Raw genomic sequence first — 12,118 nt, 5'->3', positions numbered from 1 at the left:
ATAAGTACTAGGATAGACTGGAACCCAGCCTACCCATTATGACTTACGTATTACAGGAGGGAACCTGATTATGTTTATTTCTTACGACGTACCGCAGGTGCTGCTTTATCTAACACACCGTTGACAAATTTATGGCTATCTTCAGCACCAAAAACTTTAGCTAATTCAATACCTTCGTTGATAGCAACTTTGAAAGGTACATCTTCTCTATAGCTTAGTTCATACATTGCTACACGTAAAATCGCTTTCTCAACTTGACCTAACTCTTCTAACTGACGAGATAAGTAAGGTGACATTAATTGATCCAGCTTCGTAGCATTGTTTGCAATACCAGAAATCAGCTCACGGAAATAGGTTACGTCAACGTCAGACATGTCCTGTTCAGCAATAAACTCATATTCTACGTCGGCAATAGGATTACCGGATAATTGCCATGAATAGATGGCCTGTACAGCACACTCACGAGCGCGGCGACGAGCAGCAGGTTTCACAAGATTCCCCTTAAATAAAAAAAACTACACAGCATATCTCGAACTCACAGAGCCCGAGATATGGCGCGTATTATTTGCCTTTTACAGCTTTAATCACATTAATCATTTCGAGAGCGGTCAGTGCAGCTTCTGCACCTTTGTTACCTGCTTTAGTACCAGCACGCTCAATGGCTTGCTCGATATTTTCAGTGGTTAATACACCGAAAGTCACAGGAACTTCGCTATTTAATGCAACATGAGACAGACCTGAGCTGCACTCACCCGCAACAAATTCAAAGTGGGCAGTACCGCCACGAATAACAGTACCTAATGCGATAACTGCATCATATTTTTTGGTTTCAACCAATGCTTTCACGGTCAGTGGTAATTCATAAGCACCTGGCACCCAAACAACGGTGATGTTATCTTGAGCAACTTGGCCAATACGCTCTAACGCGTCAACAGCACCGTCCAGCAGGCTATCATTAATAAAGTTGTTAAAACGAGCGATAGCGATAGCAACACGCGCTTTTGGCGCAGCAACAACACCTTTGATTACGTTCATAATCTTCCTCAAATATTAATTACAACCCGCGGGGCGCGGATTTTATCACATTCTTTAGGTAACCGTACGAGTGAATTTCAGCAAACCGCTAAAAAAACACATTTACCATACAGGCCGTAACCTGACGCGAAGGTCATTTCCGACTTTCTCAACGTCAGTAAATTCAAATTGAGGCGCATCTGATAATGCGCTTAATTCAGGGAGACTCACTAACCCACGCGCAGTATCCCCAAGTAATTTAGGGGCGATATAGACGATCAGTTCGTCGACTAAACCGAGTTTTAATAACGAACCTGCAAGCTTAGCACCCGCCTCTACCCAAATACTGTTCACATTACGTTTCGCTAATTGCATCATCAAAATCACTAAGTCGATGCCATTATCATCAGCAGGAATAGCAAGCTGTTCGACATTTCCCTGCCATGTTTCTGTGGTATCCGGCGTTGGGCGAATTAGCCAGCATTCACCGTCTAACTGCGTCACTTTGTGTTCAGGTTTCACGCGATTGTGTCTATCTAACACGATACGAATAGGTTGGCGCAGCTTTTCTTCTGGGTATTGAGCTTGAACATCCGCAGGTAATTCGTTCCAGCGCACCGTTAATGCAGGGTCATCAGCAAGCACGGTATTACTGGTACTTAAAATAGCGCTGGCTTGAGCACGTAGAACTTGAACATCTTTACGCGACGCAGGGCTAGTAATCCACTTGCTTTCCCCATTCGCTAATGCGGTTTTGCCATCTAATGATGCAGCAAGTTTTAATTGAATATAAGGAAATGCGGTACGCATACGTTTTAAAAAGCCACGGTTTATTGCTTCGGCTTCTTCCAACAAAATATTACTAGCAGTTTCTATTCCCGCTTGGGATAGCATAAATAAGCCGCGGCCAGCCACTTGAGGGTTAGGGTCTTGCATTGCAGCGACTACGCGGGAGATCCCCGCATTAATTAATGCTTCCGCACAAGGTGGGGTGCGACCGTGATGGCTACAAGGCTCAAGAGTCACGTAAGCTGTCGCGCCTTTCGCTTTATCACCCGCCATTCGAAGTGCATGGACTTCCGCATGCGGCTCTCCTGCTTTTTGATGATAACCTTCGCCGACAATTTCACCTTCGCGCACAATCACGCAACCCACATTGGGGTTCGGCGATGTAGTAAAACGCCCTTTTTTTGCCAATTCAAAGGCCCGGGCCATGTAGATACGGTCTTGTTCAAGCATCGGTATTAGTCCTGTAACTTGGCAATTTCTTCGCCAAATTCACGTACATCTTCAAAACTACGATAGACCGAAGCAAAGCGAATGTAAGCCACTTTATCGAGTTTTTTGAGTTCATCCATCACCAAATTACCAATTAACTTCGAGGGAACTTCGCGTTCGCCAGTCGCTCGTAGGTGGGATTTAATAGAAATTATGGCTTGATCGATAGCATCAGAACTGACAGGGCGTTTTTCTAGGGCTTTCAACATGCCTCTGTTGAGCTTTTCTTCATCGAAAGGCTCGCGAATGTCATCACTTTTAATTACCCGAGGCATAACAAGTTCCGCCACTTCAAATGTAGTGAAGCGTTCATGGCAAACCAAACACTGGCGGCGCCTGCGCACTTGTGAGCCTTCACCAACCAGACGCGAGTCAATCACTTTCGTATCTACAGCTGAGCAAAATGGGCAATGCATAGGAATTCCTGATTCTATTTTTGTAGGGTAGATAGTGTAACTCAGACCTGAAATGAAAAACACCCTGAGGATTATTTATCCGCAGGGTGTTTATGATACACGAGTGTCTGTATTCGTTATGGTAATAAAGACTCTTGATCTGCGCCTTCTTTCTCGACTTTCGCCTGAATTAAGTGCTCACGCTTCATACCCATCTTCAGTGCTAATGCAGAAGCCACATAGATAGATGAAATCGTACCAATCGTCACACCGATTAACATAACCAGTGAGAAGCCTTCTAACATCGCGCCACCAAACAGATACAGCATCAGAACCACTAATAATGTCGTTGCTGATGTCATGATGGTACGGCTCAATGTTTGGGTCAAAGAGACGTTCATGATTTCGTACGGTGTACCGCGACGGATCTTACGGAAGTTCTCACGAATACGGTCAGATACCACGATACTATCGTTAAGGGAGTAACCGATAACCGACATCAATGACGCCACGATAGTCATATCAATCTCAATGTGGAATAGAGACAGAATACCTAAAGTGATCACCACGTCATGAGCCAATGCCAATACGGCACCTGCCGCTAAACGCCATTCAAAACGGAAGCCAACGTAAATCAGGATACAGATAAGCGCTGTTAATAACGCTAATGCCCCTGTTTGTGCTAACTCAGCACCTACGCTTGGTCCCACGAATTCAATACGCTTAACCGTCGCTTGCTCATCAACGTTTTTATTGATGATAGTAATGATCTCTTTACCAACCTCTTGACCCGCTATGCCTTCAACCGGCGGTAAACGGATCATGATGTCTCGGCTACTACCAAAGTTCTGAATTAATGGATCTTTATGGTTCGAGTTAGACAGGCTATCACGAATTTTATCTAAATCAGCAGGCTGACTAAGGTTGATTTCAATGACGGTACCGCCCGTAAAATCGAGTCCCCAGTTAAAACCTTTAACACCGATAATCACACAAGAAGCGATCAGTAAAATGATAGAAATGCTAAAGGCAACGTTGTCCCAGCGCATAAAGTCATAGACTTTACGACCATAGTTCAATTGTTCAACAGTATAATCCTGTGCCACAACGTGCTCCTTAAATTGACAGCTTGTTAATACGTTTACCGCCGTATAGCAGGTTCACGATTGCACGTGTACCAACAATAGCTGTAAACATAGAGGTTGCGACACCAATCGCTGTCGTAATCGCAAAGCCTTTAATCGAACCAGTACCCACTGCATACAGAATTATTGCGGTGATTAAGGTCGTTAAGTTTGCATCGGTAATACTTGAGAAGGCGCCTTTATACCCTTCGTGGATCGCTTGTTGCACTGAGCGTCCGTTACGAAGTTCTTCTTTAATACGTTCGTTTATGAGAACGTTGGCATCGACGGCAACCGCAAGGGTTAGGACGATACCGGCAATACCTGGCATAGTCAGTGTCGCCCCTGGTAACAGAGACATCACACCCACGATTAAGACCAAGTTAGCCATCAGAGCACTACTCGCGATCAGACCAAATTTACGATAGTAAATAATCATAAACAGGATAGAGGCCAACAGACCCGCGATACACGCTTTCAGACCTTGCTCGATGTTTTGCATACCCAATGTTGGACCGATAGTACGTTCTTCAACAATTTGGATTGGCGCAATCAGAGCACCAGCACGCAACAGTAAAGATAATTGACGCGCTTCGTTCGCGTTATCAATTCCCGTAATACGGAATTTGCTACCGAAACGAGCTTGAATACGCGCGGCGTTAATCACTTTTTCATCTTTAACTAAAATCGCACGGCCTGCGGCATCTTTTTTACCACTGTCTTTGTATTCAACAAACAGGGTTGCCATCAGCTTGTCTTGGTTGTCACGAGTAAAGTCAGACATGATTGAGCCACCGGCACTATCAAGGCTAATACTGACTTGCGGATAACCATTTTCATCAGTTTCAGATGTAGAATCAGTAATATGGTCGCCCGTTAAGACAACACGCTTATACAGAACATAAGGCACGCCATTACGATCAGACTTAAGCTCTGAGTCACCCGGAATTCGTCCACTTTCTGCCGCTACGCTATCTACACCAGTATTCACTAAGCGGAATTCTAAGGTTGCAGTTGCGCCTAAGATTTCTTTTGCACGCGCAGTATCTTGGATACCCGGTAATTCAACAACAATGCGATCCGCACCTTGGCGTTGAACAAGTGGTTCAGCAACACCTAATTGGTTAACACGGTTACGAATGATCGTGATGTTTTGAGAGACGGCATAGTTACGCGCTTCACGTAAGCGCTCATCAGTCATAACAGCAATCATGGTGTTATCGCTGCCGTCAGAAAATACTAAATCTGGGTATTTACGCGCCAGTGTTTTCTCAGCAAGACTGCGATCGTCAGCGTTACGGAAGCGAACTTCGACGCTGTAATCACTGCCTTTACGAATAGAAGAGTACGCAATACCTGCTTGGCGCAAGTCATTACGCAAACCATCCATGTTTTGTTCCTGCAATTTACCTAATGCAGTGTCCATATCAACTTCCATCAGGAAGTGAACCCCACCACGTAAGTCCAGACCCAGCTTCATCGGTTCACCACCGAGAGCCTCAAGCCATTTTGGTGTAGCAGGTGCAAGGTTTAATGCAACAACATACTGGTCACCCAGTGCATTCATGATGACTTCACGAGCACGTAACTGAACGTCAGAGTTGTTGAAACGGGCTAAAATTGCCCCATTTTCGAGAGCAACAGATTTGCTCTGAATTTTGTCTGTTTCTAAAGCTTTTTGGACTTGGATCAGCGTTTGTTCATTGGCGGCGGTTCCCCGCACGCCAGTGATCTGAACAGCCGGATCCTCACCATATAGGTTTGGAAGTGCATACAGCAAACCGATGAGGATCGCAGTGATCAACATCAGATACTTCCATAAAGGATAACGGTTTAGCACGGCAGTTCCCTTCGGGAAAATTCAGAATTAGATTGCTTTCATTGTGCCTTTAGGTAGAACAGCAGCAACGAAATCACGTTTGATAGTTACTTCAGTGTTCTCACTCAGTTCAAGAACAACATAACCTGTTTCAGACACTTTAGTCACACGACCGATTAAACCACCAGTGGTTAAAACTTCGTCACCCTTAGCGATTGATTCCATCAGTTTACGGTGATCTTTAGCACGTTTTTGCTGTGGACGCAGGATCATGAAATAGAAAATCAGCGCGAAAACAACCAGCATAATAATCAGAGAGTACGGGCTACCTTGAGCGGGTGCGCCTGCTGATGCCGCTGCTTCAGAAATAAAAAAACTCATTCAACTTTCCTCATTGTTATTGAAAGCAATTTCAAACTTACACTTTAACTAGTTCAAGTTACATAAAATACATCAAACCATCATGTAACTAGAACCAAAAACTATAATTTGCACTAAATAATTCTTTTGGCTGATGCCAATAACCACAATCAGCTGCAAGAACGAAGGGTACAGCCCGATATGCTACACAGTTCGGGCTAACTTCGCACTTTAAATTCACTCTCTATTTAATGAAGGCTGGGCTTTGCCAATCTTCTGATAGAAATCCGCAGCAAACTGCTCAAAATTACCCGCTTCAATCGCTTGGCGAATACCCGCCATCAAGCGTTGATAGTAACGTAAATTATGGATGGTATTGAGTCGTGCACCCAAAATTTCATTACAACGGTCAAGATGATGCAAATACGCGCGGCTGTAATGACGACAAGTATAGCAGTCACACTCTGCATCGAGAGGTGATGTGTCTGACTTATACTTCGCATTACGGATTTTTACCACGCCACTGGTGACAAATAAATGCCCGTTACGTGCATTTCGTGTCGGCATCACACAGTCAAACATATCGATACCACGACGTACACCTTCCACTAAATCTTCCGGCTTACCAACGCCCATTAGGTAACGTGGTTTTTCTGCCGGAATTTGCGGGCATACATGCTCTAAAATACGGTGCATATCTTCTTTTGGTTCGCCGACTGCTAAGCCGCCTACAGCGTACCCATCAAAGCCAATTTCCACCAGCCCTTTCACTGAGATATCGCGTAAATCTTCGTAAACACTGCCTTGGATAATCCCGAACAACGCATTTTTATTGTTCAATTCATCAAAGCGCTGACGGCTACGCGCAGCCCAACGTAATGACATTTCCATTGATGTCTTTGCGTAATCCCAATCTGCTGGGTACGGCGTACATTCGTCGAAAATCATCACGATATCGGAACCGAGGTCATACTGAATTTCCATCGATTTTTCGGGGCTTAAGAAGACTTTTTCACCATTAATTGGATTACGGAAATGAACGCCTTCTTCTTTAATCTTACGCATTGCGCCAAGGCTAAAGACTTGGAAGCCGCCTGAGTCTGTTAAGATAGGGCCTTGCCATTGCATGAAATCGTGCAAGTCACCATGTAATTTCATGATTTCTTGACCTGGACGCAACCATAAATGGAAGGTATTACCCAGTAAAATTTGAGCTCCGGTTTCTTTCACTTCTTCAGGAGTCATTCCCTTAACCGTGCCGTAAGTTCCTACTGGCATGAACGCCGGAGTTTCTACCACGCCGCGTTCAAAAATCAGGCGACCACGACGCGCATTGCCGTCGGTTGTCTGTAATTCATATTTCACGTTTTATCTCCTAGCATCAGAAAAACAGTCTGGTGCTATTGGTTACTGAATCTAAGCAAGCAGCTACGCCGCCACTTATTCTTGTTCTGCCGAGCCGACTTGCTCAAAACGAGCATTGGCGTTTGGCGTAATAAACATGGCATCACCATAGCTAAAAAAACGGTATTTTTGCTCAACAGCTTCTTTATAGGCTTGCATGGTGTTTTGATATCCCGCAAACGCAGAGACCAGCATAATTAATGTGGATTCTGGCAAGTGGAAGTTAGTGATCAAGGCATCAATCACTTGATATTCATAACCCGGATAAATAAATATCTGAGTATCATCAAAGAATGGAGCAATTAAAGCGTTTTCGCTGGCTTTCGCGGCACTTTCGAGTGAACGAACAGATGTTGTTCCCACTGCAATCACACGATTTCCACGCGCTTTACACGCCAACACGGCATCGACCACCTCTTGCGGAACTTCCGCATATTCAGAGTGCATAATATGGTCTTCGATGGAATCAACACGCACCGGTTGGAACGTTCCCGCCCCGACATGCAATGTCACAAATGCCATCTCAACGCCTTTTTGGCGTAATGCTTCTAATAAAGGCTCATCAAAGTGTAAACCTGCTGTTGGTGCAGCAACCGCGCCCGGACGCTGGCTATACACGGTTTGATACAACTCTTTATCAGACTCTTCATCTGGACGGTCGATATACGGAGGTAATGGCATGTGACCAATTTGGTTAAGGATGCTTAATACATCACGTGCATCATCAAAGCGCAGCTCAAACAGTGCGCCGTGACGAGCGACCATCGTTGCATTCACACTTTCATCTTCACCCAGTAACAGCGCTGCACCTTCTTTCGGTGCTTTAGAGGCTCTAACATGAGCCAAAACACGATGTTCATCGAGCATACGCTCAATCAAAACCTCAATTTTACCGCCGCTCGCTTTACGACCGAACAATCTGGCAGGGATCACGCGAGTGTTGTTGAACACCAGCAAATCCCCTGGCTCCAATTTTTCAAGAATATCGGTAAACACACCATGCGTGAGCTGTCCCGTGGCACCATCAAGACCAAGTAAGCGACATGAGCTACGCTCAGCCTGAGGATAGTGGGCAATAAGTTCTTCTGGTAATTCAAAAGTAAAATCGGATACACGCATTGTATTGACATCAATCTAAAAAAATAAGGCGACTAGTCTAGTGCTGCACTGCCTTTGGCGCAAGAAATAAGCGCCATTTTGTATAAAAAAGAATCAATATTGTACAAATATTTTCTGAAACCGCACGGAATGTGTCGGCTGCCTTTTTTCTTTCAATTTTTCGTTTCTGACATTTTTCGTTTATAGTATCGATATGAATTATCTTGCTCATCTTCATCTTGCCCATCTTGCCAAAAGCTCCCTATTGGGAAACATGATGGCAGACTACGTACGCGGTAATCCTGCGGGAGCTTATTCTCCTGAAATTGTTGCAGGGATCCGTATGCACAGAGCCGTAGATAGAACCACCGATACCCATCCGCTCGTCAAACAAGCTCGTCAGCTATTTCGCGAAGAATACCGCCGAGTCGCCCCTATCACCTTGGATTTAGTCTGGGATCATTTTCTTTCTCTGCATTGGGAGCGTCTCGTTCCCTCGCATTCACTCTCTGATTTTGTGCATTTTGCCAGGCAAACCATTGAACCGGATTTGTGTCATACCCCTGAAAAATTTCAGGAGTTAAATGAGTATCTCTGGCCTCAACAATGGCTGACACGATACGCAGAAAAAGCGTACATCGGTAAGTCACTTAATGGCATGGCAAGGCGCCGTCCTAAACTTGCGGCTCTAAGTGGCTCATTCGATGATTTTCTGCTTAATTATCTAGAACTTGAACATATTTTCTTTCAGTTTTATCCACAAATGATTGAGACGGCAAAACAGCAACTTTTTGCCCAAGAGTTCACATTACGTGCATCCGAATAAATTAAAACTTGCACTTTAATGGAATAAAACTATCTTATTGATATTAATCTGCAAAATTGATACCATTGATAGGTAAAAGCTATCATATCAATTGGTTTTAATGTCTTTATTCTCCAAAGATAAAACCTTATCCTTAGGTTATATTTATCCGCATGCCCCATTTCGATTGCGGAGATAGAAACCCTTAAAACTCATAGGAGTACATTATGGTTCTGGTTACACGTCAAGCCCCTGACTTTACTGCTGCAGCTGTTCTTGGTAATGGTGAAATCGTTGAAAACTTCAACCTGAAAAAACACCTGAACGGTCGCCCAGCTGTGATCTTCTTCTGGCCAATGGACTTCACTTTTGTATGTCCTTCAGAACTGATTGCATTCGATCATCGCTATGAAGAATTCAAAAAACGCGGCGTAGAAATCGTTGGTGTTTCTTTCGACTCAGAATTCGTTCATAACGCATGGCGTAAAACTCCTGTTGATAACGGCGGTATCGGTGAAGTTAAATATCCGATGGTTGCTGATATCAAACGCGACATCATGAAAGCTTACGGCATCGAGCACCCAGAAGCGGGCGTTGCTCTGCGTGGTTCTTTCTTAGTTGACAAAAACGGTGTTGTTCGTCACCAAGTGGTTAACGACCTGCCATTAGGCCGTAACATCGACGAAATGCTGCGTATGGTTGACGCGCTGCAATTCCACGAAGAGCACGGTGATGTTTGCCCAGCTCAGTGGGAAAAAGGTAAAGAAGGCATGAACGCATCTCCAAAAGGCGTTGCTGCTTACCTGACTAAGAACGCAACTGGTCTGTAATTTGACCTGTTAAGTTTTCAAGTGCCGGCTTAATGCCGGCATTTTTGCATCTATCCCTATCTAAAATTTTTTCCTACCGCGTTAACACTTTTTCACTTTTGTTATTCAATCCCTCAAACCATTCATGCTATATCTGGATGATACAAATATTTAACAAATTATTTATTTGTATTACATCTACGCGTTACTTCCTCATTTAATCGGGAGATACCAATGATAAAAAATGCATGGCGCCCTTCTTTACTACTGATTTCGTTACTAACTTCAAGTCAACTTTATGCTGCTTCAGAACCTGCCGTTGAAGCAACAAAAGGCATGGTTGTCTCCTCTCAACACCTTGCTTCACAAATTGGTGCTGACATTTTAAAAGCCGGAGGAAATGCGGTTGATGCGGCAGTTGCAGTGGGTTATGCCCAAGCAGTCGTTAACCCTTGCTGTGGCAATATTGGTGGTGGTGGTTTTATGACACTGCACCTTGCGGATGGTAAAGATATCTTTATTAACTTCCGAGAAACAGCCCCAAAAGCCGCCAGCGCTGATATGTATTTAGATAAAGACGGCAAACTTATCAAAGATGCCAGCCTATATGGCTACCTCGCATCGGGTGTACCGGGTACAGTGAAAGGCTTAGATTATGCCCTTGAAAAATATGGCACCATGAGCCGCCAACAAGTAATGGCGCCCGCGATTAAACTGGCTCGAGAAGGCTTTGTCCTAACCCGTGGTGATACCGATGTGCTCGACACAACGACCGAACGCTTCAAACAAGATCCCGAAGTAGCTCGGATCTTCTTAAAACCGGATGGAAGTGCTTACCAACCGGGAGACTTGCTGGTACAAACCGATTTGGCAAACACGCTGGAAAAAATCGCCAATAAAGGCCCTGTTGCATTCTATGAAGGCGATATTCCTAAAATTGTAGAAGCTGCATCGAAGAAAAATGGCGGGATCCTAACAGCTCAAGACTTTGCTGATTACTCCATTTCAGATACCACTCCCGTTAGCTGCACCTACCGTGGTTACAAATTTATCTCTGCACCACCACCAAGTTCGGGCGGCGTAACTATCTGTGAAACCCTCAATATTTTAGAAGGTTATGATCTCAAAGAGATGGGCTTCAACTCCGCTGAATACATTCATACGCTGACTGAAGCGATGCGCCACGCCTATATGGACCGCAATACATTCTTAGGCGACCCTGCATTTGTAGATAACCCGACAGGTAAGCTACTCAGCAAACAATACGCCGCTGATCTGCGCAAAGAGATTGTGCCAAATAAAGCGACACCATCCACTGAAGTTCAACCGGGAATAGGACCTCACGAAAAACCAGAAACGACCCACTATTCGGTCGTAGATGACAAAGGCAATGCCGTTTCAACCACTTATACAATCAATGGTCGATTTGGCTCTGTAGTGATTCCGCCAGGTACAGGTTTCTTCCTGAATGATGAAATGGATGATTTCACCACCAAAGTGGGTGAGAAAAATCTGTATGGCTTAGTACAAGGGGAAAGAAACTCTATCGCCCCCGGTAAGCGCCCACTATCATCAATGAGTCCGACAATTGTCACTAAAGATGGCAAAGTCTTCTTAGTACTCGGCTCTCCAGGAGGCTCAAGGATCATTTCAATTACCTTGCAAACTGCACTAAACATTATTGACCACGGCATGCCACCACAAGAGGCGGTAAATGCCCCTCGCATTCACCATCAATGGCTGCCTGATGAGGTTTATTATGAGCAACGCGGCGTGTCTAAAGACAGTTTAGCGTTACTCGATAAGATGGGTTATAAAATGGTAGAGCAGACCCCATGGGGCGCTGCTGAGCTAATTATGATCGGTATTCCTGACGGTGCGGGTGTGAGTGCGAAATCTTCCGGCAACGACTCTGCCGTTTCTGGCAAAGTCCGTGAAGGCTTTATTTACGGATCTAACGATGTTCGCCGCCCTGCGGGCAGTGCGGTGGGTGTGAATTAGTTAGTCGATAA

The 12,118-nt window shown here is 44.7% G+C and carries 12 protein-coding genes; 3 read left to right on the top strand and 9 right to left on the bottom strand.

Translation table 11 applies throughout. The features are described 5' to 3' along the window. Window positions 1–74: 74 nt before the first annotated feature. From nusB to queA, 9 genes are all read right to left on the bottom strand, one after another. A complete protein-coding gene (nusB, locus tag M5X66_RS03330; protein WP_036953841.1) occupies window positions 75–491 on the bottom strand; it encodes a transcription antitermination factor NusB in 417 nt (138 codons plus the stop codon). A 70-nt stretch (window positions 492–561) separates the two neighbouring features. Continuing rightward, window positions 562–1,035, bottom strand: a complete 474-nt coding sequence (ribH, locus tag M5X66_RS03325) for a 6,7-dimethyl-8-ribityllumazine synthase (RefSeq protein ID WP_036953837.1) — start codon at window positions 1,033–1,035, stop codon at window positions 562–564. 102 nt (window positions 1,036–1,137) lie between these two features. Then, window positions 1,138–2,253 carry a bifunctional diaminohydroxyphosphoribosylaminopyrimidine deaminase/5-amino-6-(5-phosphoribosylamino)uracil reductase RibD gene (gene ribD, locus M5X66_RS03320; RefSeq protein ID WP_036953834.1) on the bottom strand — a complete coding sequence of 372 codons (1,116 nt, stop codon included), beginning with the start codon at window positions 2,251–2,253 and terminating at the stop codon, window positions 1,138–1,140. A gap of 5 nt (window positions 2,254–2,258) precedes the next feature. After that, on the bottom strand, window positions 2,259–2,708 hold the full coding sequence (nrdR, locus tag M5X66_RS03315) for a transcriptional regulator NrdR (RefSeq protein WP_006662792.1): 450 nt from the start codon (window positions 2,706–2,708) through the stop codon (window positions 2,259–2,261). A 116-nt stretch (window positions 2,709–2,824) separates the two neighbouring features. Then, entirely contained in the window at window positions 2,825–3,793 is a 969-nt protein-coding gene (gene secF / locus M5X66_RS03310) for a protein translocase subunit SecF (protein ID WP_036953831.1), read from the bottom strand. A 10-nt stretch (window positions 3,794–3,803) separates the two neighbouring features. Then, window positions 3,804–5,651, bottom strand: coding sequence for a protein translocase subunit SecD (gene secD / locus M5X66_RS03305; RefSeq protein ID WP_270103875.1), 1,848 nt, complete (start codon window positions 5,649–5,651; stop codon window positions 3,804–3,806). Window positions 5,652–5,678: 27 nt separating this feature from the next. Beyond that, on the bottom strand, window positions 5,679–6,011 hold the full coding sequence (gene yajC, locus M5X66_RS03300; RefSeq protein ID WP_006657183.1) for a preprotein translocase subunit YajC: 333 nt from the start codon (window positions 6,009–6,011) through the stop codon (window positions 5,679–5,681). A gap of 216 nt (window positions 6,012–6,227) precedes the next feature. Then, a complete protein-coding gene (gene tgt / locus M5X66_RS03295; protein WP_036953825.1) occupies window positions 6,228–7,355 on the bottom strand; it encodes a tRNA guanosine(34) transglycosylase Tgt in 1,128 nt (375 codons plus the stop codon). A 75-nt stretch (window positions 7,356–7,430) separates the two neighbouring features. Then, window positions 7,431–8,513 (bottom strand): tRNA preQ1(34) S-adenosylmethionine ribosyltransferase-isomerase QueA, encoded by a 1,083-nt coding sequence (gene queA / locus M5X66_RS03290; protein WP_132496176.1) that lies wholly within the window; start codon window positions 8,511–8,513, stop codon window positions 7,431–7,433. 193 nt (window positions 8,514–8,706) lie between these two features. On the opposite strand from queA, the gene M5X66_RS03285 reads away from it, so the two are divergent. The 3 genes from M5X66_RS03285 to ggt all read left to right on the top strand — a co-directional run bounded on the left by M5X66_RS03285 (window position 8,707) and on the right by ggt (window position 12,107). Beyond that, entirely contained in the window at window positions 8,707–9,318 is a 612-nt protein-coding gene (locus M5X66_RS03285) for an acyl carrier protein phosphodiesterase (RefSeq protein WP_154637601.1), read from the top strand. Window positions 9,319–9,524: 206 nt separating this feature from the next. Then, entirely contained in the window at window positions 9,525–10,127 is a 603-nt protein-coding gene (locus M5X66_RS03280; RefSeq protein ID WP_036953813.1) for a peroxiredoxin C, read from the top strand. A gap of 213 nt (window positions 10,128–10,340) precedes the next feature. Next, window positions 10,341–12,107: a gamma-glutamyltransferase gene (gene ggt / locus M5X66_RS03275; RefSeq protein ID WP_154600150.1), complete on the top strand. Its 1,767-nt coding sequence runs from the start codon at window positions 10,341–10,343 to the stop codon at window positions 12,105–12,107. Window positions 12,108–12,118 lie beyond the last annotated feature (11 nt).

This window comes from Providencia sp. PROV188 (genome assembly GCF_027595165.1).
Taxonomy (GTDB): Bacteria; Pseudomonadota; Gammaproteobacteria; order Enterobacterales; family Enterobacteriaceae; genus Providencia; species Providencia lanzhouensis.
Note: the sequence above shows the minus strand (reverse complement) of the source record. Positions and strands in the feature narration are given on the sequence as shown.

Bases quoted from the DNA above. Each gene is read 5' to 3' on its own strand.
- ribH (WP_036953837.1), bottom strand. From the start codon at position 1,035: ATGAACGTAATCAAAGGTGTTGTTGCTGCGCCAAAAGCGCGTGTTGCT.
- ribD (WP_036953834.1), bottom strand. From the start codon at position 2,253: ATGCTTGAACAAGACCGTATCTACATGGCCCGGGCCTTTGAATTGGCA.
- nrdR (WP_006662792.1), bottom strand. From the start codon at position 2,708: ATGCATTGCCCATTTTGCTCAGCTGTAGATACGAAAGTGATTGACTCG.
- yajC (WP_006657183.1), bottom strand. From the start codon at position 6,011: ATGAGTTTTTTTATTTCTGAAGCAGCGGCATCAGCAGGCGCACCCGCT.
- queA (WP_132496176.1), bottom strand. From the start codon at position 8,513: ATGCGTGTATCCGATTTTACTTTTGAATTACCAGAAGAACTTATTGCC.
- M5X66_RS03285 (WP_154637601.1), top strand. From the start codon at position 8,707: ATGAATTATCTTGCTCATCTTCATCTTGCCCATCTTGCCAAAAGCTCC.
- M5X66_RS03280 (WP_036953813.1), top strand. From the start codon at position 9,525: ATGGTTCTGGTTACACGTCAAGCCCCTGACTTTACTGCTGCAGCTGTT.
- ggt (WP_154600150.1), top strand. From the start codon at position 10,341: ATGATAAAAAATGCATGGCGCCCTTCTTTACTACTGATTTCGTTACTA.